At 71.8% G+C, this 19180-nt stretch carries 19 protein-coding genes; 9 read left to right on the top strand and 10 right to left on the bottom strand.

Features of this window, described 5'->3' with window-relative positions:
• Positions 1 to 61: 61 nt before the first annotated feature.
• From NX794_RS14585 to trhA, 3 genes are read right to left on the bottom strand one after another with little or no spacing between them, the layout of a single operon-like run.
• Positions 62 to 793 (bottom strand): Mut7-C ubiquitin/RNAse domain-containing protein, encoded by a 732-nt coding sequence (locus tag NX794_RS14585; RefSeq protein WP_258778944.1) that lies wholly within the window; start codon positions 791 to 793, stop codon positions 62 to 64.
• Positions 794 to 842: 49 nt separating this feature from the next.
• Positions 843 to 1484 carry a TetR/AcrR family transcriptional regulator gene (locus tag NX794_RS14580; protein ID WP_258778943.1) on the bottom strand — a complete coding sequence of 214 codons (642 nt, stop codon included), beginning with the start codon at positions 1482 to 1484 and terminating at the stop codon, positions 843 to 845.
• 48 nt (positions 1485 to 1532) lie between these two features.
• A complete protein-coding gene (gene trhA, locus NX794_RS14575; protein WP_258778942.1) occupies positions 1533 to 2246 on the bottom strand; it encodes a PAQR family membrane homeostasis protein TrhA in 714 nt (237 codons plus the stop codon).
• A 310-nt stretch (positions 2247 to 2556) separates the two neighbouring features.
• On the opposite strand from trhA, the gene NX794_RS14570 reads away from it, so the two are divergent.
• Positions 2557 to 4380 (top strand): phosphoenolpyruvate carboxykinase (GTP), encoded by a 1824-nt coding sequence (locus NX794_RS14570; RefSeq protein WP_258778941.1) that lies wholly within the window; start codon positions 2557 to 2559, stop codon positions 4378 to 4380.
• Between the two features lie 298 nt (positions 4381 to 4678).
• Here NX794_RS14570 and NX794_RS14565 read toward each other — a convergent pair whose 3' ends face one another.
• From NX794_RS14565 to NX794_RS14555, 3 genes are all read right to left on the bottom strand, one after another.
• On the bottom strand, positions 4679 to 5122 hold the full coding sequence (locus NX794_RS14565) for an SCO4983 family protein (protein ID WP_258778940.1): 444 nt from the start codon (positions 5120 to 5122) through the stop codon (positions 4679 to 4681).
• A gap of 121 nt (positions 5123 to 5243) precedes the next feature.
• Positions 5244 to 6455: a pyridoxal phosphate-dependent aminotransferase gene (locus tag NX794_RS14560; RefSeq protein ID WP_258778939.1), complete on the bottom strand. Its 1212-nt coding sequence runs from the start codon at positions 6453 to 6455 to the stop codon at positions 5244 to 5246.
• Positions 6456 to 6576: 121 nt separating this feature from the next.
• On the bottom strand, positions 6577 to 7698 hold the full coding sequence (locus NX794_RS14555) for an FAD-dependent oxidoreductase (RefSeq protein WP_258778938.1): 1122 nt from the start codon (positions 7696 to 7698) through the stop codon (positions 6577 to 6579).
• 54 nt (positions 7699 to 7752) lie between these two features.
• Here NX794_RS14555 and NX794_RS14550 point away from each other — a divergent pair, with 54 nt between their 5' ends.
• Together NX794_RS14550 and NX794_RS14545 are read left to right on the top strand one after the other, a co-directional pair.
• On the top strand, positions 7753 to 8439 hold the full coding sequence (locus NX794_RS14550) for a TetR/AcrR family transcriptional regulator C-terminal domain-containing protein (protein WP_258778937.1): 687 nt from the start codon (positions 7753 to 7755) through the stop codon (positions 8437 to 8439).
• Between the two features lie 264 nt (positions 8440 to 8703).
• Positions 8704 to 9549: a trypsin-like serine peptidase gene (locus NX794_RS14545; RefSeq protein WP_258778936.1), complete on the top strand. Its 846-nt coding sequence runs from the start codon at positions 8704 to 8706 to the stop codon at positions 9547 to 9549.
• A 17-nt stretch (positions 9550 to 9566) separates the two neighbouring features.
• Here the strand turns inward: NX794_RS14545 and NX794_RS14540 are convergent, their stop codons facing one another.
• Both NX794_RS14540 and NX794_RS14535 read right to left on the bottom strand, forming a co-directional pair.
• Positions 9567 to 11177 (bottom strand): N-acyl-D-amino-acid deacylase family protein, encoded by a 1611-nt coding sequence (locus NX794_RS14540; protein WP_258778935.1) that lies wholly within the window; start codon positions 11175 to 11177, stop codon positions 9567 to 9569.
• Positions 11178 to 11191: 14 nt separating this feature from the next.
• Positions 11192 to 12517: an amino acid deaminase gene (locus NX794_RS14535; protein WP_258778934.1), complete on the bottom strand. Its 1326-nt coding sequence runs from the start codon at positions 12515 to 12517 to the stop codon at positions 11192 to 11194.
• Positions 12518 to 12718: 201 nt separating this feature from the next.
• On the opposite strand from NX794_RS14535, the gene NX794_RS14530 reads away from it, so the two are divergent.
• From NX794_RS14530 to NX794_RS14510, 5 genes are all read left to right on the top strand, one after another.
• Complete coding sequence (locus NX794_RS14530; protein WP_258779106.1) at positions 12719 to 14032, top strand: sugar kinase; 1314 nt, start codon at positions 12719 to 12721, stop codon at positions 14030 to 14032.
• Entirely contained in the window at positions 14029 to 14790 is a 762-nt protein-coding gene (locus NX794_RS14525; RefSeq protein WP_258778933.1) for an IclR family transcriptional regulator, read from the top strand. Before NX794_RS14530 ends, NX794_RS14525 begins: the two co-directional genes overlap by 4 nt.
• On the top strand, positions 14787 to 15197 hold the full coding sequence (locus NX794_RS14520; RefSeq protein WP_258778932.1) for a RidA family protein: 411 nt from the start codon (positions 14787 to 14789) through the stop codon (positions 15195 to 15197). The genes NX794_RS14525 and NX794_RS14520 overlap by 4 nt, the downstream gene beginning before the upstream one ends.
• 126 nt (positions 15198 to 15323) lie before the next feature.
• Positions 15324 to 16799, top strand: coding sequence for a GntP family permease (locus NX794_RS14515; RefSeq protein WP_258778931.1), 1476 nt, complete (start codon positions 15324 to 15326; stop codon positions 16797 to 16799).
• Between the two features lie 73 nt (positions 16800 to 16872).
• Positions 16873 to 17475, top strand: coding sequence for a hypothetical protein (locus NX794_RS14510; RefSeq protein WP_258778930.1), 603 nt, complete (start codon positions 16873 to 16875; stop codon positions 17473 to 17475).
• A gap of 28 nt (positions 17476 to 17503) precedes the next feature.
• Here NX794_RS14510 and NX794_RS14505 read toward each other — a convergent pair whose 3' ends face one another.
• Together NX794_RS14505 and NX794_RS14500 are read right to left on the bottom strand one after the other, a co-directional pair.
• A complete protein-coding gene (locus NX794_RS14505) occupies positions 17504 to 17701 on the bottom strand; it encodes a DUF397 domain-containing protein (RefSeq protein ID WP_258778929.1) in 198 nt (65 codons plus the stop codon).
• A gap of 8 nt (positions 17702 to 17709) precedes the next feature.
• Complete coding sequence (locus tag NX794_RS14500; protein WP_258778928.1) at positions 17710 to 18561, bottom strand: helix-turn-helix domain-containing protein; 852 nt, start codon at positions 18559 to 18561, stop codon at positions 17710 to 17712.
• 182 nt (positions 18562 to 18743) lie between these two features.
• On the opposite strand from NX794_RS14500, the gene NX794_RS14495 reads away from it, so the two are divergent.
• A complete protein-coding gene (locus NX794_RS14495) occupies positions 18744 to 19154 on the top strand; it encodes an ATP-binding protein (RefSeq protein ID WP_258778927.1) in 411 nt (136 codons plus the stop codon).
• Positions 19155 to 19180 lie beyond the last annotated feature (26 nt).

Here is a 19180-nt window from a genome sequence, read left to right as displayed (position 1 = left end):
AACCGCGCGTCCACACCCTCATTCCAGCGCGCCGCCCTGTACCGGGGATCGGCGCCGGTGCTCAGTCGCGCTGGGTACGCATGCTCAACGCCCGCGCCACGACCGCCTCAAGCTGCTCGTGGTGGGCGCCCTTCCAGTAGGCGCGGCCGCAGGCGGTGCAGCGGGCGAAGACGTCGTAGGAGCGGTGGGTGCCGCTCTTGAGCTGGTCGGCGACCTCTTCCTTGGTGGCCTCGGTGAGCAGGCCGTTGCAGGCGGTGCAGCGGGTCCAGGGGGCGAGGTCGGGGGCGAAGCGGTCGAGGATGTCGGGCAGTTGGTCGTCGGGGCGGGTGCTGTAGACGAAGGCGCCGGCCCACAGCTCGCGGCGGCGCAGCAGGCCCCGGTCGCGGCTGAGCATGACCCGCTGCTCGGCGGCCGAGCGGGCGGCGAGCGCCGGGTCGCCGATGTCGGCCGACTCGTAGGCGGTGTCGATGCCGAGCAGGCGCATCCGGCGGGCGAGGGTACCGAGGTGGACGTCGAGGAGGAAGCGCAGCGGGGCGCCCGGCACCCGCTGGGGGCGCTCGACCGGCCGTACCGTGACCTGCTCGCCGGCTCGCGGGACGTGTGAGACCGGTACCGCGCGGCCGTCCACGAGCAGGGTGCCGACCTCGGTGAGCGGGACGCCGAGGGACTCCACGACGTGGCCGAGGGTCGAGACGCCGTCCGTGACCAGTGCCGTGGCGCCGGCGCGCCGGCCGGCCGGGACGAACAGGTGCAGGGCGGGGGCGACTTCGACGTGGATCTCGGGTCCGTTCACCCCGTCAGGATGGCATGGCGGGATGGCTCGCCCGCAGTGCTTTCGGGCCTCAGTGGTCCTTGCCGGGCGGGAGGGCGTCGAGGGCGCGGTCGACCAGGGCCGTGAGGTCGTCCCGGTGGCCGTGCTCGGCCCAGTACAGGGAGGTCTCCAGCAGGGTGCCGGTCAGGGCGGTGGCGTAGGCCCGCACCTCCAGGTCGTCGGGGTCGCGGCCGGTGCGCTCGGCGACGGCCCGGCCGAGCGTGCGGCCGGTGGCCGACATGCTCTCCCGCATCCGGGAGCGCACCGCCGGGACCTGCACCATCAGGCGGGCGCGCAGCCGCGCGGTGTGCTCGTCCGTGTCGATGCCGTGGCGTACGGCCCGGCGCAGCACCTGGCGGACGGTGTCCGGCCAGGGTTCGTCGGCGGGGCGCCGCCGGACCTCCTCCAGGAGGAGGGTGTCGTCCTCGTCGGCGAGGACGATGTCCTCCCGGGCCGGGAAGTAGCGCAGGACGGTCGACGGCGAGACCTCGGCCCGCTCGGCGATCCGCTCGACGGTGGCGGCGTCGTAGCCCCGCTCCTCGACCAGCGCGTACGTCGCCGCCCGGATCGCTTCCCGGGTCCTGAGCTTCTTGCGCTCGCGCAGCCCCGGCCGGGGCCCGGAGGAGGAGGCGGGGGCGGCGGGGGCGGAGGTGCGGGATCGTGCGGCCGGCATGGTGGACATTGTCCCGCGCCCGGCCGCGACGGACGCGGGGGACGGGGATCAGGCGTGCTGGTAGGCGACCAGCGAGATGCCGACGTAGTGGACGACGAACGCGGCCAGGGTGAAGGAGTGGAAGACCTCGTGGAAGCCGAACCAGCGCGGTGACGGGTTGGGCCGCTTGATGCCGTAGACCACCCCGCCCGCGCTGTAGAGCAGGCCGCCCACGACCACCAGGACCAGGACGGCGATGCCGCCGGTGCGCAGGAAGTCGGGGAGGTAGAACACGGCCGCCCAGCCCATCGCGAGATAGCAGGGCGTGTAGAGCCAGCGCGGGGCGCCGACCCAGAAGACGCGGAAGACGATGCCGGCCGCGGCGGCGGCCCAGATCCCCCACAGCAGCCACTGGCCTTGGCCGCTCGGCAGGAGCAGCAGGGTCAGCGGGGTGTAGGTGCCCGCGATGATCAGGAAGATGTTGGCGTGGTCGAGGCGGCGCAGGACGCCGTCCATCCGGGGGCTCCAGTCGCCCCGGTGGTAGAGCGCGCTGACACCGAAGAGCAGACAGGCCGTCAGGACGTAGATACCGCAGGCGATCCGGCCTCTGCCGGAGTCGGCGAGCGCCGTGAGGACGAGACCCGCGATGAGTACGGCCGGGAACATGCCGAGATGCAGCCAGCCCCGCAGATGGGGCTTCACCGGGTGCGGCAAGGAGAGCGCGACGGGACCGCGGCCGGTGGCCTGCGAGTCCCGGGGCGCGTCGGAGGCGGACGCAGTCATGGCCCGCATGCTACCTACGGCGCCGTAAGTCGGTCGTCAGTGCCTACGCCGTCCGGCCGTTCAGAGGTGTTCCGGGGTGTCCGGGGGCGTCCGGCAAAAAGTCCTTCAGTCGAACACCACGTGGACGCAAAGAATCACGTTAACCGTGGCATTCGTCACGCCGCTCACCTGTGATGCCCTCTGGACAGATGGGCACTAAACTCGGATGATCAAATGAGTGCGGTCGACACCGGATGAGCGGCTACGAAGCGTCCGGGTCGCGGCCCCCACGGGGCGAACAACACACAAAATCCCTCATTTAGGAGCAATCGTGGCGCGCGACATCGCGGCTCCCACCGGCGTCCCCACCCAGCACCAGGAACTGATCTCGTGGGTCAACGAGATCGCCGAACTGACCCAGCCGGACAGTGTGGTCTGGTGCGACGGCTCCGAGGCCGAGTACGAGCGGCTCTGCGAGGACCTCGTCGCCAAGGGCACCTTCCAGAAGCTCGACCCGGTCAAGCGCCCGCACTCGTACTACGCCGCCTCCGACCCGACCGACGTCGCGCGCGTCGAGGACCGGACCTTCATCTGCTCCGAGAAGGAGGCGGACGCGGGCCCCACCAACCACTGGAAGGCCCCCGCCGAGATGCGCGAGGTCTTCACCGGTGAGCAGGGCCTGTTCCGCGGCTCCATGCGCGGCCGGACCATGTACGTCGTGCCCTTCTGCATGGGCCCGCTCGGCTCCCCGCTGTCCGCGCTCGGCGTCGAGATCACCGACTCCGCGTACGTCGCCGTCTCCATGCGCACCATGACCCGCATGGGCCAGGCCGTGCTGGACGAACTCGGCACCGACGGTTTCTTCGTCAAGGCCGTCCACACCCTCGGCGCCCCGCTGGAGCAGGGCCAGGCGGACGTGCCCTGGCCCTGCAACCGGACCAAGTACATCTCGCACTTCCCCGAGTCGCGCGAGATCTGGTCCTACGGCTCCGGCTACGGCGGCAACGCCCTGCTCGGCAAGAAGTGCTACGCGCTGCGCATAGCGTCGGTCATGGCCCGTGACGAGGGCTGGCTGGCCGAGCACATGCTGATCCTCAAGCTCACCCCGCCGCAGGGCGAGTCCACGTACGTCGCCGCCGCCTTCCCGTCCGCCTGCGGCAAGACCAACCTCGCCATGCTGGAGCCCACCGTCTCCGGCTGGACCGTGGAGACCATCGGCGACGACATCGCCTGGATGCGCTTCGGCGAGGACGGCCGCCTGTACGCGATCAACCCCGAGGCCGGCTTCTTCGGCGTCGCGCCCGGCACCGGCGAGCACACCAACGCCAACGCGATGAAGACCCTGTGGGGCAACGCGGTCTTCACCAACGTCGCCCTCACCGACGACGGCGACGTGTGGTGGGAGGGCATGACCGAGGAGGCGCCGGCCCACCTGACGGACTGGAAGGGCAACGACTGGACGCCGGCCGCCGAGACCCCGGCCGCCCACCCCAACGCCCGCTTCACCGTCCCGGCCGCGCAGTGCCCGATCATCGCGCCCGAGTGGGAGGACCCCAAGGGCGTACCGATCTCCGCGATCCTCTTCGGCGGGCGGCGCGCCTCCGCCGTACCGCTGGTCACCGAGTCCTTCGACTGGAACCACGGCGTCTTCCTCGGCGCCAACGTGGCCTCCGAGAAGACCGCGGCGGCCGAGGGCAAGGTCGGCGAGCTGCGCCGCGACCCGTTCGCGATGCTGCCCTTCTGCGGCTACAACATGGGCGACTACATGGCCCACTGGATCGACGTGGCCAAGGACAAGGACCAGGCCAAGCTGCCGAAGATCTACTACGTCAACTGGTTCCGCAAGGACGACGCCGGCAAGTTCGTCTGGCCCGGCTTCGGCGAGAACTCCCGCGTCCTGAAGTGGATCGTGGAGCGCCTCGACGGCAAGGCCGAGGGCGTCGAGACCCCGATCGGCGTGCTGCCCGCCAAGGGCGCGCTGGACACCAAGGGCCTCGACCTGTCCGAGTCCGACCTGGACTTCCTGCTCAGCGTCGACAAGGACGTCTGGCGCGAGGAGGCCGCCCTGGTCCCGGAGCACCTCAACACCTTCGGCGACCACACCCCGAAGGAGCTGTGGGACCAGTACCGCGCCCTGGTGGAGCGCCTGGGCTGAGCCCCGCCCCCCTGACTCCACGGCCGGCACGGATGCCCTGACCAGCGATCGTCACGGCCGGCCGTGGACCAACCCCGAGGGCCCCGCACAACGACGTGCGGGGCCCTCGTGTCGTTCCCGGCGCGGTGTGCGGCGCCTTGCCGGTGGGGTGCGCGGCGCCCCTCGGTGGGGTACGGCGTCTCCCGGCGGTGTGCGCGGCGCCCACCGGCGGTGTGTGGCACCCGGTCCGCGCGTCGCTGCGGGTGCGCGCGGACCGGGGCCGTTCCTGGAGAACCCCTACGGGTTCAGTGAGCGGCGCTCAGCGGGCGGCGCTCAGCTTCTTCCGGTTCTTCTTCCGGCCGGCCGGCGCGGGAGTATGCGCGGGGGTGTGCGCGTCCATCCGCTCGGCCGCGAGGATCGCGGCGGCCGTGTCCGCGCGGGACGCGGCGACGACGAGCGCGCGTCCGGCGAGCGCGTGCGCCCGCGCGTGCAGCGGGGCGGGGTCGCCGACGGCGGCGGGCGCCGCGCGCAGGGGTGCGCGTCCGCCGCGCAGCCGGCCGATCTCGGCGGCCAGGCGCTCCGCGGCCGTGTCCAGGTCGGCGGACGGCGTCAGGACGCGCAGTTCGTCGGTGATGGCGAGGAGTGCGGACAGGTGTCCGGCGAGCTGGATGTCCAGCTCCTCCTCGCGCGACCGGTGCGGATAGTCCGAGGGGGCGCCGGCCATCGTGCTGTGGACCGACTTGGTGCGGATCGGCTCGTACATGGGGGATGGCCTCCTGTGCTCTGACAGGAAGCCATCTTAGCTTGGATTCCGTCTAAAGTTGAGTCGAGTCACGGAGCGGGACCCATCGGTCTCCGTCCGCTACCGATACCGCCACCGTCCGCTACGGCTGGCCGTATCCGTCGAGGAAGGTCCCGATCCGGGTCACGGCGTCGCGGAGGTCCCCGACCGTCGGCAGGGTGACCACCCGGAAGTGGTCCGGCTCGGGCCAGTTGAACCCGGTGCCCTGGACGACCATGATCTTCTCCTGCCGGAGCAGGTCCAGGACCATCTGCCGGTCGTCGCTGATCTTGAACACCTTCGGGTCCAGGCGCGGGAACAGGTACAGCGCGCCCTTGGGCCGTACGCAGCTGACACCGGGGATCTGCGTCAGCAGCTCGTACGCCGTGTCCATCTGCTCCTTGAGCCGGCCGCCCGGCAGCACCAGGTCGTTGATCGTCTGCCGGCCGCCGAGCGCGGCGACCACGCCGTGCTGCCCCGGCATGTTGGCGCACAGCCGCATGTTCGCGAGGATCGTCAGGCCCTCGATGTACGAGTCCGCGTGCGCGCGCGGTCCGGAGACCGCCATCCACCCGACCCGGTACCCGGCCACCCGGTACGCCTTCGACATGCCGTTGAAGGTCAGCGTCAGCAGGTCCGGGGCGACCTTCGCGGTGGGGGTGTGGGTGGCGCCGTCGTACAGGATCTTGTCGTAGATCTCGTCGGAGCAGACCAGCAGGTTGTGCCGGCGGGCGAGGTCCGTCAGCCCCTTGAGGACGGTCTCGTCGTAGACCGCGCCGGTGGGGTTGTTCGGGTTGATGATGACGATCGCCTTGGTGCGGTCGGTGACCTTGCGCTCGATGTCGGCGAGGTCCGGCATCCAGTCGGACTGCTCGTCGCAGCGGTAGTGCACCGCCGTACCGCCGGACAGGGACACGGCCGCCGTCCACAGCGGGTAGTCCGGGGCCGGTACGAGCACCTCGTCGCCGTCGTCCAGCAGGCCCTGCATCGCCATCACGATCAGCTCGGAGACGCCGTTGCCGATGAAGACGTGCTCGACGTCCGTCTCGATGCCGAGGGTCTGGTTGTGCATGACGACCGCGCGGCGGGCGGCGAGGAGTCCCTTGGCGTCGCCGTAGCCGTGCGCGCTGGAGACGTTGCGGAGGATGTCCTCCAGGATCTCCGGGGGGCACTCGAAGCCGAAGGCGGCCGGGTTGCCGGTGTTGAGCTTGAGGATGCGGTGACCCGCCGCCTCAAGCCGCATGGCCTCTTCGAGAACCGGCCCCCGGATCTCGTAACAGACGTTGGCGAGCTTGGTCGACTGGATCACCTGCATGCCCGTGAGCTTACGACCCGGTAACGCCCGCCGCGCCGTGTTTTCCGACACGTGAGACACGGATATTTGCCCGGACGGCGGACCGGGATTCCAGGGGGCCTTGTGCCCTCGTGCCCGGCGGTCAGGCCGGCTGGACCCGGTCGAAGTGGGCGACGGCTAGGGCGGGGTCCGGGCCCACCAGGCGTTCCAGGCCGGCCGTCGTGATCTCCGCCCACCGGCCGGCCCGCGCCCACATCCGTTCCTCGAAGGCGCGGACCGCGTCGTCCGGGTCTCCGGGGGCGGTGGCGAGGGACTCGGCGAGTTCGGCGCCGTCCAGCATCGCGAGGTTCGCGCCCGCTCCCAGCGGAGGCATCAGGTGGGCGGCGTCGCCCAGGAGCGTCACCCCGGGGACGTGGGCCCAGGTGTGCGACACGGGCAGGACGTACAGGGGGCGGTGGGCGAAAGCGGTGCCGGGGCGCAGGAGGTCCAGGACGGGGGCCGCCCAGCCGTCGAACAGCGCCAGCAGGCTCGACCGCACGGCCTCGGCGTCGGCCAGGTCCAGGTTCGCGTGCCAGTCCAGCGGTGCGCGGAACTGGGCGTACACCTTGACGTGGCCGCCGCTGCTGCGCTGGGCGACGAGCTTGCGGTGCACGCCGTACACGGCCACGGAGCCGTCGCCGACCAGCCGGGCGAGGTCGGGATGGCGGGTGTCGACGTCGTCCAGGGAGGTCTCGACCGTGGTGATGCCCGTGTAGTGCGGTGTCACCGGTGAGACCGCGGGGCGGGTCCGGGACCAGGCGCCGTCCGCGCCGACCACGAGGTCGTACGTCTCCTGCCGTCCGTCCGCGAAACGGACCAGTGCGCCGCCGTCCCGGGTCCCCGGCACCACCCGCGTCACGGCGCGGCCCCACTGGACGTCGAGCGGGCCGAGCAGCAGGTCGCGGAGTTGTCCGCGGTCGATCTCGGGGTTGGCCCGGTCGTCCGGACGGGGCCGCCAGTCGCGCAGGACGGTCCCGTCCGGGTCCAGGATGCGCATGGCCTGCCCCTCGGGGCGGGACAGCGCCCGGAACTCCGCCGACAGCCCCGCCTTCTCCAGCGCGAGTTGGCCCAGCCCGTCGTGCAGGTCCAGCGCGCCGCCCGGGGGGCGGGCGTCGGGGGAGGGGTCGCGTTCGAGCACGGTGACGGGGTGATCGTGGCGGTGCAGGACGCGGGCGAAGGTGAGTCCGCCGGGACCGCCTCCGATCACTGCGATGCGCTGTCTCATGGCGATACACCGTATTGGAGCGCTACGCCGTATCGCAACGGTACGGTGGTGGCCATGACTGTGTGGGACCGCCCGGAGCCGCCGACTCGCCCCGTGCCGCTCGACCGGGAGCGGATCGTCACCGCCGCCGTCGCGCTGGCCGACGAGGGCGGCCTTGAGGCGGTGTCGCTGCGCAAGGTCGCCGGCCGGCTGAACGCCGGCCCGATGCGGCTGTACGGCTACATCTCCACCAAGGAGGAGCTGTTCGACCTCATGGTGGACGAGGTCCAGGCCGAGATCCTTCCCGAGGAGCGGTCCGGTGACTGGCGGGAGGCGCTGCGCGTCCTCGCCCACCGCACCAGGCGGGCCGCGCTCCGCCACGAGTGGCTGGCCGACCTGCTCGGCGGCCGTCCCTCGCTGGGGCCCAACGGCCTCGCCGTGACCGAGGCCAGGCTGGCCGCCCTCGACGGGCACGCCGACATCGACACCGTCCTGCGCGCCGCGGAGACCGTCAGCGCCTACGTCACCGGCGCGATCAGGCGCGAGATCGCCGCCCTGCGGGCCGAGCGCGCCACCGGGCTGTCCGACCGCGACTGGCAGCGTGCCTCCGGACCGCATGTGACGGGCATGCTGGCCACGGGCCGCTTCCCGGCGCTGGCCAAGGCCGTGCACGACGGCACGGAGGTGGACGCCGAGACGTCCTTCGCGACCGGTCTGGACTGGGTCCTCGACGCCGTGGCCGCCAAACTCGCCCGGCCCTGAGCGTTTTCCCGGTCCGGAGGAGGCGGTCGCCGGATTCGGGGCAGGGTCCCCCGGCTACTCCACACGTCAACTCGCGCAGTCATTCCACCCGTCAACTCCCCCAGTCACTCCACCCGTCAACTCCCCCCGCGCACAGGGAAACCCCTACGACCCGCCCCGCCTCCTTGTCCCCGCGCCCCTCCGCACTTGAGAATGCGCATGACAAGCGATGTGAGGGCGGCCGGAAGATGTCCGGTCGCCCGAGTCGTAAGAGGGGACCCCCACATGAACAAGCCTCTCCTTGCCGCGCTCTCCGCCCTGGCGATAGCCGGGCTGGGCGCGACCCCCGCGGTCGCCGCGCCGCACACCGCGAAGGCTCCGGCCAAGGCCGCCGCGGTGACCGTCAACTACGCCGGTACCGTCTCGCTCAGCAACTGTTCCGGATCGGTCATCCGCTTCCCCAACTCCGCGGACAGCGACCCGGCCCTGGTGCTGACGAACGGCCACTGCCTGGAGACCGGCTTCCCCAGCCCCGGCGAGGTCATCACCGGCCAGTCCTCCAGCCGTACCTTCGGTCTGCTGAACGCCTCCGGCAGCAAGGTGGCCACGCTCCGCGCCAACCAGGTCGTGTACTCGACCATGACGGACACGGACGTCACGATCTACCGCACGACCACCACCTACGCGGCCATCAAGAGTTCGTACGGGATCAGCCCGCTCACCGTCCAGGACACCCACCCGACCGCCGGCACCGCGATCAAGGTCGTCTCCGGCTACTGGAAGCGGATCTACAGCTGCAACATCGACGGCTTCGTGTACCGCATCAAGGAGGGCGACTGGACCTGGAAGGACTCGGTCCGCTACACCTCCGCCTGCAACACCATCGGCGGCACCTCGGGCTCGCCCGTGATCGACACCGCCACCGGCAAGGTCGTCGCCGTCAACAACACGGGCAACGAGGACGGCGAGCGCTGCACCGAGAACAACCCCTGCGAGGTCGATGAGAGCGGCAACGTCACCGTCCGCCAGGGCATCAACTACGCCGAGCAGACCTACATCATCCCGGCCTGCTTCACCACCGGCAACAAGCTCAACCTCAGCGCCTCGGGCTGCACCCTGCCCAAGCCGTAAGGGGCCGCGGCGGGCGGTCACACCGGAGTACGGCGGACCGCCCGCCCCGCCAGTACGTCTGTGCGCCGGCCGTCCCCGATGACGAACCGGCCGTCGATCAGGACGTGCGGGATGCCGGCCGGCAGAGTGCGCGGCGCGGCGAAGGTGGCCCCGGCCGCCACCGTCGCCGGGTCGAAGAGCACCAGGTCGGCCCGGTATCCCTCGCGTACCAGCCCCCGGTCCGGCAGCCGCAGCCTGGCCGCCGGCCGGCCGGTGAGCCGGGCCACGCACTCCTCCAGCGTCAGCACCCCCAACTCCCGCACATAATGGCCGAGATAGCGCGGGAAGGTGCCGTACGCGCGCGGGTGCGGCTTGGCGCCGCGCAGGATGCCGTCGGAGCCGCCGGTGTGAGCGCGGTGCCGCATGATCGCGCGGACGTTGTCCTCGTGGCCGACGTGCTGGAGGATCGTCGTACCGAGCCGGTCCTCGACCAGCAGCCGCCGGGCCGTCGTCCAGGGCGCCTCGCCGCGCTCGGCCGCCGCCTCCCGGACCGTACGGCCCACATGGCCGGCCAGCGACGGCTCGGTCACCCCGGATACCTCGATCGTCTCCCACTCCACCGGCACCCCGTGGCAGCCGTCCGAGCCGGTCACCTCCAGGTCGTGCCGGATACGGGCGGCCGTCGCCTCGTCGGTGAGCCGGGCCAGGATCTCCGCCGGGCCGCCCTCGCTCGCCCAGCTCGGCAGCAGCGCGGCCAGGGTGGTGCAGCCGGGCGTGTAGGGATAGGTGTCGAGCGTGATGTCCGCGCCCGCGTCCAGCGCCTGGTCGAGCAGCGCGAGCAGTTCGGGCGCCCGGCCCTCGTTCACGCCGAAGTTCATCGTCGCGTGCGCCAGGTGCAGCGGGCAGCCCGCCTCGCCGGTGAGGGCGACCATCTCGGCGTAGGCCTCCAGGGCGCCGGCGCCGTAGGAGCGGTGGTGCGGGCAGTAGTAGCCGCCGTACCGGGCCACCACCCGGCACAGCTCGGTCAGTTCGGCGTCCTCCGCGTACATGCCGGGCGTGTACGTCAGTCCGGACGACAGCCCGACCGCGCCCTGTTCCAGACCCTCCGCGACCAGGTGCCGCATCCGGTCCAGTTCCGCGTGTGTGGCCGGGCGGTCCTCCCAGCCGACGGCGAGCGCGCGCACGGTCCCCTGGGGGATGAGGTAGGCCGCGTTCACGGCGATGCCCCGGTCCAGCCGGTCCAGGTACTCGCCGACCGTGCGCCAGTCGAAGTCGACGTCCTCGCCGTACCCGTTCCAGCCGGTGATGGCCCGCCGCACCTCCGCCAGGGTGCGGTCGTCCACCGGCGCGTACGACAGCCCGTCCTGGCCGATCACCTCCAGGGTGACCCCCTGCGCCGCCTTCGCGCTGTGGTCCGGGTCGCGCAGCAGGGCGAGGTCGGAGTGGGCGTGCATGTCGATGAAGCCGGGGGAGAGGACCAGCCCGGCGGCGTCCAGCACCCGCCGCGCGGTGGGCCGTTGACAGCCGGTGGCCGCCGCCTCCCGGACGATCGAGACGATCCGGCCGCCGTCCACCACGACGTCGGCGCGGTAGGAGTCCGCGCCGCTGCCGTCGACGACGTCCGCGTCCCGGATGGCCAGCTCCGCCATGACTGCCGTGCCTCCTAGAAGAACGTGCGGATGTACTCGACGACCGTCCCGTCCGCCTCGGCGACCGGGATGAGCTGCCACTTGTCGAAGGACGTGCAGGGGTGGGAGAGCCCGAAGCCGATCCAGTCGCCCACCTCCAGATCCGCCCCCGGGTCCGTGCGCAGCCAGGCGTGCTGGTCGGAGAGGCCGGTGACGGTGATGCCCGCGGCCGGACGCTCGGTGCCGTCCCGGCGCACCACCTGGGCGTCGGGCAGGTCCAGGTCGTAGGCGGCGTCGCGCTTGCCGGCGTTGGCGAAGGCCTGCTCCGGGGCGGGCCGGGAGACGACCTGCGCCCACAGCCGGAACGCGGGCTCCAGGGCGCCCTCCTGGGGGACCCGGGCGAAGGGGGTGAGCCGGCGGTAGTGCCCGTCGTCGTGCGAGACGTACGCCCCCGAGCGCAGCAGCTTCAGTACCGGCCGCGACAGTCCGGGAATCTCGGCGAAGACCTCGGCGACCGCGTCGAACCAGGCGCTGCCGCCCGCGCTCACCACGATCTCGGCGACGTCCGCGCCCTCGAAGCGCCCCGCCTTGTCGAACTCGACGGCGAGCGCGGTGAGCCGCCGCAGGTACGCCGTCACGCGTTCCGGGTCGGCCCCGGGCACCTCGCCCTCGTACCCGGCGACCCCGACCAGCCGCAGCGTCGGGGCGCCGGCGACGGCGTCGGCGACGGCGGCGCACTCGGCCTCCGTGCGCACACCGGTCCGGGCGCCCTCGCCGGCCGCCAGCTCCACCACCACGTCCACCGGCCGGACGGCGCCTTCGAGGGCCGCGTCCATCAGCTCCACACCGCGCACGGAGTCCACGTAGCAGACGAAGCGGAAGTCCGGGTCGGCCGCCAGCTCGGCGGCGATCCGGCGCAGGGCCGGGGCGTCCACCAGCTCGTTGGCCAGGAAGATCCGCTCGATGCCGAAGCTCCGGGCCACCCACACCTGGTGCGGCACCGCGAGCGTGATGCCCCAGGCACCGTGCTCGATCTGGCGGTGGAAGAGCTCCGGGGCCATCGAGGTCTTGCCGTGCGGGGCGAAGGCGAGGCCGTGCCGGGCGGTGTACGTCTCCATGAGCGCGAGGTTGTGCTCCAGGCGCTCGGCGGACAGGGCGAGCACGGGGGTGGTGAAGCCGTCCGTGAACAGGTTGCGGCGCTGGGCTGCCAGCTCGGCGACGGTCAGGCCCGCGGCGTCCGGCGGGAGGCCCTTGAAGCGGTGGTCGACCCGGTCCTCACGGAGGTGCGCGAGCGCTTCGGCCGCGTCGGCCGCTTCGACCGGGACGTGCGTCCGCTGTTCGCTGCCGGTGTCGCGCGCCATGAACGCCTCCTGATCTGGGCTGTTGCGAAACGTGCAACACCCATTGCGTATATCGCTTACTGCTGTCTAACATCTCGGCCAACACGCGGTCAACGAAGCCGCGGCGCCGGTACCGGAAGAGGAGCCACCACCATCGTGACCGCCGACGGACAGACCAGCGCCGCCCCGGACGTCGTGGATGTCGTCGCGCTCGGCGAGTCCATGGTCACCTTCCTGCCCACCTCCCCCGGCCGCCTCGCCGACGTCTCCTCCTTCGCGCGCGGCATCGGCGGCGCCGAGTCCAACGTGGCCTGCGTCCTCGCCGCGCACGGCCACACCGCGCGCTGGGTCGGCCGGGTCGGCACCGACGCCTTCGGCGACCACCTGGTGGAGCGGATCGCCGGGTACGGCGTCGACGTCACCCACGTCCGCCGGGACCCGGACCGGCCGACGGGCGTCTACTTCCGCACGGCCGCCGACCGGGCCACGGCCGCGCACGAGGTGGCGTACTACCGGGCGGGCTCGGCCGCGTCGGCCATGTCCCCGGACACCGTGGACCTGGCGGCGGCCCGGGCGTGCCGGGTGCTGCACCTGTCGGGGATCACGCCGGCGCTCTCCGCCGGGTGCCGGGAGCTGGTACGGCACCTGCTGCGCCCCGCCGCCGACCGCCCCCTGATCTCCTTCGACGTCAACCACCGGCCGGGTCTGTGGCGGTCCTCCGACGGCCCCGGAATCCTGCTCGACCTGGCCAGGGCGGCCGACATCGTGTTCGTGGGGGAGGACGAGGCGGAGCAGGCCTGGGGAGTGACGGGGGGCCCGCGGGCGATCAGCGACGCGCTGCCCGAGCCGCGCGTGGTGGTGGTGAAGCAGGGCGCGGGGGGAGCCACGGCGTTCGAGCGCGACGAGGACGCGGGGGGCGGCGGCGAGCCGGGGCGCGGGGTCGCCGATGCCGCGGGAGGGGCGGGCGTTCCGGCGCGGGGGGCGGACGCCTCGCCCTATCCGGCTGTCGGTGGCCTGGGAGGGGTGGGCGGCTCGTCGTGTCGGGCTGCTGATGGTTTCGGAGGGTCGGGCGGCTCGTCGTATCGGGCTGCTGATGGTCTCGGAGGGTCGGGTGTCTCGTCGTGTCCGGCTGCTGATGGTCTCGCAGGGGCGGCCGTTTCGTCGTATCCGGTTGCCGATGCTCCCGGAGGGGCAGGTGCCCCGGCGGTGCCGCTGGGCCGGGGGGCCGCCGCACGCCGGGCCACCTTCCAGCGGGCCCTCGTGGTCGACGTCGTGGCGACGACCGGCGCCGGGGACGCCTTCGCCGCCGGGTTCCTCTCCGCCACCCTGCGCGGGCTGCCCGTGCGCGACCGGCTCCGGTACGGGCACCTCATGGCCGCCGCCGCCCTCACCACCCCCGGCGACCTCGCCGTCCCGCCCGCCCGGGACCACGCCGACCGCCTGGCCGCCCTCGACGACACCGCATGGGGGAGACTTCGACTCGGCCCCGGCTGGACACAAGCCGACAGGCCCCCCGAGGAGGCGAACACCCCATGAGTCAGACCGTCGACCGCGCCCTGAGCATCCTGCCGCTGCTCGCCGAGGGCCCCGCCGACCTCGGCCAGGTCGCCGACCGGCTCGGCGTCCACAAGTCCACGGCCCTGCGCCTCCTGCGCACCCTGCACGAACACGGCCTGGTCTACCGCCAGTCCGACCAGCGCTACCGACTCGGCGCCCGCCTCTTCGCGCTCGCCCAGGAGGCCATGGAGAACCTCGACATCCGCGAGATCGCGCACCCCCACCTCGTACGCCTCAACGAGCAGACCGGGCACACCGTCCACCTCGCCGTGCACGAGGAGAACGAGGTCCTCTACATCGACAAGGTCGAGAGCCGCTACCCGGTGCGCATGTACTCGCGGATCGGCAAGCCCGTCGCCATCACGGTCGCCGCCGTCGCCAAGCTGCTGCTGGCCGACCTCCCCGAAGCCGAGCGCCGGGCCCTCGCGGACAAGCTCGACTACCCCCTCTACACGGCCCGTTCCACCGCCAACGCCACCGCTTTCCTGCGGGAGTTGGAACTGGTGCGCGAACAGGGCTGGGCCACCGACCTCGGTGGCCACGAGGAGTCCATCAACTGCGTCGCGGCCCCCGTCCGCGGCGCCGACGGCCGGGTGGTCGCCGCGATGTCGGTGTCCGCGCCGAACGTCGTCGTCACCGCCGAGGAACTCCTCACCCTGCTCCCGCTGGTGCGCCGTACGGCGGACGACATCAGCGGCGAGTACTCCGGCAGAACACCAGTAAGGGACCCCGCATGACGGACAAGACCGCGCTCACCCCGAAGACCCACACCACCCCGCCCGCCAAGTTCTCGCACGGCGTGAAGAAGGGCAACATCCTCCAGGTCGCCGGCCAGGTCGGCTTCCTGCCCGCCGAGGAGGGCAAGCCCCCGACGCCGGCCGGCCCTGCCCTGCGCGAACAGACCCTCCAGACCCTGGCCAACGTCAAGGCGATCCTGGAGGAGGGCGGCGCGAGCTGGGACGACGTGCTGATGATCCGCGTCTACCTGACCGACGTCGACCACTTCGCCGAGATGAACGACATCTACAACACCTACTTCGAGGAGCAGGGCCTCACCCAGCCGCCCGCCGCCCGCACGACGGTCTACGTCGGGCTCCCGGCCGGCCTCCTCATCGAGATCGACGCGCTCGCCGTACTCGGCTGAGCAGCCCTCTCCCGCACCCCCCGCACGCCGTTCATCACGGCACGGCGGCCCGCCACTCGCTTCGGGCCGCCGTGCCGCGATCCCCCCTGCCCGAAAGCAGCATGCTCTTACCCAGAGGACCCCCGTATGTCCGTCCCGCTCGCCGCGTCCGCCCCCGCCGCACCCCCGCACACCGGCGGCCTGCTCCTCCTCTTCGACGGCACCCCGGCCCTGCTCACCGTCGCCGCCCTCGGTATCGCCCTGCTCCTGTTCCTGATCATCAAGGTGCGGTTGCAGCCCTTCGTGGCGCTGCTCGCCGTCTCCATAGCCGTCGGCCTGCTGGCGGGACTGTCGGTCACCGAACTCTTCGGCACCGTGCAGCGCTCCGACGCCGTCTCCACCATCGAGTCCGGCATGGGCGGCATCCTCGGCCACGTCGCGATCATCATCGGCCTGGGCACGATGCTCGGCGCGATCCTGGAGGTCAGCGGCGGCGCCGAGGTACTGGCCGGCCGGCTGCTGGGTCTCTTCGGCGAGGAACGCGCCCCGCTCGCCATGGGGCTGACCGGCCTGATCTTCGGCATCCCGGTCTTCTTCGACGTCGGCATCTTCGTCCTGGCGCCGCTCGTCTACGCGGCGGCCAAGCGCGGCGGCAAGTCGATCCTCCTCTACTGCCTGCCGCTCCTCGCGGGCCTGTCCATGACCCACGCCTTCCTGCCCCCGCACCCCGGCCCGGTCGCCGCCGCCGGTCTGCTGCACGTGCAGCTCGGCTGGGTCATCCTGATGGGCGTCGTCTGCGGCATCCCGGCCGTGCTCGCCGCATGGGCCTACTCCGCCTGGGTCGGCAAGCGGATCTTCGTCGCCGTACCGCAGGACATGGTCGAGGCCGCGGAGGAGGCGCGGCAGGCGGTCGTCGCCGAGCAGCGCGCGCAGGGGGTGGAGCCGCGGGAGAAGCCGGTACCGCTCGCCACGGTCCTCGCCCTCATCGGCACCCCGCTGGTCCTGATCCTCGCGGCGACCTTCTCCTCCATCGCGCTGGACCCGTCGCCGGCCCGCTCGGTGCTGGAGTTCTTCGGCCACCCCTTCGTCGCCCTCACCCTCGCCCTCCTGCTCGCCTACTACCTCCTCGGCATCCGCCGCGGCTGGTCCCGCAAGTCCCTGGAGTCGGTGTCGACGTCGTCCCTGAAGCCGGTCGGCAACATCCTGCTGGTCGTCGGCGCGGGCGGGGTCTTCGGCGCCGTCCTCAAGGCGAGCGGCGTGGCCCAGGCCCTCTCGGACACCTTCCACGGCGTGGGCCTCCCGGTGATCGTCCTGGCCTACCTGATCTCCCTGGTCCTGCGGGTCGCCCAGGGCTCGGCGACGGTCGCGATCGTCACGACGGCGGGCATCGTCGCCCCCCTCCTCACCGAGGGCCACCACTCGCAGGCCTTCGTCGCCCTCGTCATCATGGCCATCTCGGCCGGCTCCATCTTCGCCTCGCACGTCAACGACGGCGGTTTCTGGATGGTCGCCAAGTACTTCGGCATCAGCGAACGCGACACCCTCAAGACCTGGACGGTCCTGGAATCGGTGCTGTCCGTGGCCGGGTTCGCGGTGGCGGCTGTGGTGAGCGTGTTCGTGTGAACGTGGCGTGTGTGAGGCACGGGATGGGCGGTCCGACTGGTTCCGGCACAGGATCGTCGTCCATACTGCCGCCGTGGAGCAGCGCATAGGAGCGAGCAGCAAGCCGTCGGAGACCGAGCCCGCGAAGCCCGAGCCCCTGACGGGCGCCGGCTTCGACCCGGCCTTCATCCCGGGCCTCACGACGCCGGCCCCGGTGCCGACGCAGGCGGGGCCCGGGGCGGGTGCCGGGGAGCCGGAGGACTCGGCGGAGGAGCCTTCGGACTCGGCACCGGATCCGAAATCGGACTCGGACTCGGACTCGGTGTCGGCTTCGGAGTCGGAGTCGGAGTCGGAGTCGGACGCGGAGGCTTCTTCCGACGGGCCGGTCTTCGAGGCGGCCGACCGCCGGGCGAGGATCGAGGCCGACGCGAAGGGCGTCCGCCTGCGCCTCGACGAGGAGTCCTGCGAGTTCCGCTGGGACGAGATCGCCGCGGTGGAGACGGAGACCCCTCGCTTCGGCAAGCGCTACACGGTCACCGTCCACACCCCGGACAACCGCTGGTACCCGATCGAGATCGAGGCCACGTCCCGCTCGCGCTTCGCGGAGTGGGACGCGGAGTTGGACGCGGTGCTGGACGCGTACTTCGACGACGGCGGGGACGCCACGGACGCCGAGGTCGGCAAGGACGCCGACTAGAGGCGCGGGGTTCTTCCGACTGCCGGCCTCACCGGCCGGCGCGCGGATCCTTCAGGGCGTTGATGAAGGGGGCGAAGGCGGAGACCGGGAAGGTGAGGGTGGCTCGGCGGGGGGCTTTGGAGTCGCGGACGGCTGCATGGGTGTCCAGGTCGGCGACTTCGACGCAGGCGTTGCCCTCGCCGCCGCCGGAGTAGGACGACTTCCGCCATGTGCAGGTGGTTGTCATGATGCGCCTCATAGCTCCTTCGCCAGCTTGCGGATGAAGTCACGGGAACGCTCAGGTTCGAGTGACACCGCTTCCATCTTACGGAAGAGCGTTCGAAAGCGGCTGAGTTGGGCTTCGGCGTCAATGAGGAGCGTGCCGTGGGGGCCGTCGCGTACCACGGTGTCCAACTGCGGGACGGGACCGCCCGCGTACACCATGGCGCTGCCCGCACCGGCGAACGAGTCCAGCTCGAAGGGGATGACTCGCACGGTGACGTGGTCGGCATCGGACAATTCCAGGACGCGCTTGAGCTGCGCTCGCGTGGCGGCCCGGTCACCGACCCTGATGCGTAGCGCCGCCTCATGGACGAGAGCCTCGTACGGGACCGGGTCGGGGCGCTCGATGATGACCTTCCTCCTCATGCGGTGCTCCACTCGGCGCTCCAGTTCGCTGCCCGGGAAGTCCGGGTTCACGTACGAGAAGAGGGCGCGCGCGTACTCCTCGGTCTGAAGAAGGCCGGGCACGTGCAGGAAGTCCACGTCCCAGCGAAACCTGGCGTGATGTTCCAGCTCGGATAGGTCCAGGAACGAGTTGGGCAGCGAGCCCCGGTACTCCTCCCACCAGCCGCACGTCCGGTCCACGGCCATGGCCACCAGCGCGTCGATCAATTCGGTGTCCGAGCAGGCATAGTGAGCGGCCAGCCGTCGCACGCGCTCACTGCTCACTCCCGCCGTACCGAACTCGATCTGACTGATCTGCGTGGAGTCCGTCCCGAGCAGTGCGGCGGCTTCACGACCCTTGAGCCCTGCGGCCTCACGTAGTTTCCGTAGCTCGGACCCCAGGCGTGCCTGGCGTGCCGTGGCTTCTTTCCTGCGCGCCATGTCTTCCTCCCGCGCAACCAGACCTCGTTCGGAGGCAGATTATGGCAACGACTTGCGTGGTCCCAAATTATGGCCCTACCGTCGGTGATGCAACGCACACCCTGCGGAAGTGCACCGCGTCCTGCGGCGATGCCACCCTGCGCTGCACCAAATCCATTTCATCTCCTCGGAGTTGATGCCGCATGCCCGAAACCGAGCCCTGGGACTACACCCTCTACATCCCCAACGACCCCAGAGCGGTCACCATCTGCCGCCGCACCCTGCGCGTCATCCTCACCCTGCACGGCCTGATCGGGCTCGTGGACACCGCCGAGCTGCTGGCCACGGAGCTGGTCTCCAACGCCGTACGGCACACCAAGGGCCCCGCCGCACTCAGGGTGCGCCGCACCCCGCACGGGGTGGTCTGGATCGGGGCCTGGGACACCGACCCCGCCCCGCCACCGCCTCCCAAGCCGCTGGAGCAGGCCGCCGGGCTGGAGGGCGGGCGTGGGCTCGGCCTGGTCGTGGCCTGTGCCGACTACTGGGGCTGGCAGCCCTCCGCCCGGTTCCGGGACCACGGCAAATTCGTCTGGTGCGAACTTGCGGCGGCCTAGCTCGTTGATCACGGCGTACGGAGTCG

Origin of the sequence: Streptomyces pyxinicus, assembly GCF_024753135.1 — a bacterium.
In the GTDB taxonomy this organism is placed as follows: domain Bacteria; phylum Actinomycetota; class Actinomycetes; order Streptomycetales; family Streptomycetaceae; genus Streptomyces; species Streptomyces pyxinicus.
The sequence above is the reverse complement of the archived record's forward strand: the minus strand, read 5'-3'. Positions and strand labels throughout refer to the sequence as shown.

Bases quoted from the DNA above. Each gene is read 5' to 3' on its own strand.
- NX794_RS14580 (WP_258778943.1), bottom strand. From the start codon at position 1,484: ATGCCGGCCGCACGATCCCGCACCTCCGCCCCCGCCGCCCCCGCCTCC.
- trhA (WP_258778942.1), bottom strand. From the start codon at position 2,246: ATGACTGCGTCCGCCTCCGACGCGCCCCGGGACTCGCAGGCCACCGGC.
- NX794_RS14565 (WP_258778940.1), bottom strand. From the start codon at position 5,122: ATGTACGAGCCGATCCGCACCAAGTCGGTCCACAGCACGATGGCCGGC.
- NX794_RS14560 (WP_258778939.1), bottom strand. From the start codon at position 6,455: ATGCAGGTGATCCAGTCGACCAAGCTCGCCAACGTCTGTTACGAGATC.
- NX794_RS14555 (WP_258778938.1), bottom strand. From the start codon at position 7,698: ATGAGACAGCGCATCGCAGTGATCGGAGGCGGTCCCGGCGGACTCACC.
- NX794_RS14550 (WP_258778937.1), top strand. From the start codon at position 7,753: ATGACTGTGTGGGACCGCCCGGAGCCGCCGACTCGCCCCGTGCCGCTC.
- NX794_RS14545 (WP_258778936.1), top strand. From the start codon at position 8,704: ATGAACAAGCCTCTCCTTGCCGCGCTCTCCGCCCTGGCGATAGCCGGG.
- NX794_RS14540 (WP_258778935.1), bottom strand. From the start codon at position 11,177: ATGGCGGAGCTGGCCATCCGGGACGCGGACGTCGTCGACGGCAGCGGC.
- NX794_RS14535 (WP_258778934.1), bottom strand. From the start codon at position 12,517: ATGGCGCGCGACACCGGCAGCGAACAGCGGACGCACGTCCCGGTCGAA.
- NX794_RS14530 (WP_258779106.1), top strand. From the start codon at position 12,719: ATGGTCACCTTCCTGCCCACCTCCCCCGGCCGCCTCGCCGACGTCTCC.
- NX794_RS14525 (WP_258778933.1), top strand. From the start codon at position 14,029: ATGAGTCAGACCGTCGACCGCGCCCTGAGCATCCTGCCGCTGCTCGCC.
- NX794_RS14520 (WP_258778932.1), top strand. From the start codon at position 14,787: ATGACGGACAAGACCGCGCTCACCCCGAAGACCCACACCACCCCGCCC.
- NX794_RS14515 (WP_258778931.1), top strand. From the start codon at position 15,324: ATGTCCGTCCCGCTCGCCGCGTCCGCCCCCGCCGCACCCCCGCACACC.
- NX794_RS14505 (WP_258778929.1), bottom strand. From the start codon at position 17,701: ATGACAACCACCTGCACATGGCGGAAGTCGTCCTACTCCGGCGGCGGC.
- NX794_RS14500 (WP_258778928.1), bottom strand. From the start codon at position 18,561: ATGGCGCGCAGGAAAGAAGCCACGGCACGCCAGGCACGCCTGGGGTCC.
- NX794_RS14495 (WP_258778927.1), top strand. From the start codon at position 18,744: ATGCCCGAAACCGAGCCCTGGGACTACACCCTCTACATCCCCAACGAC.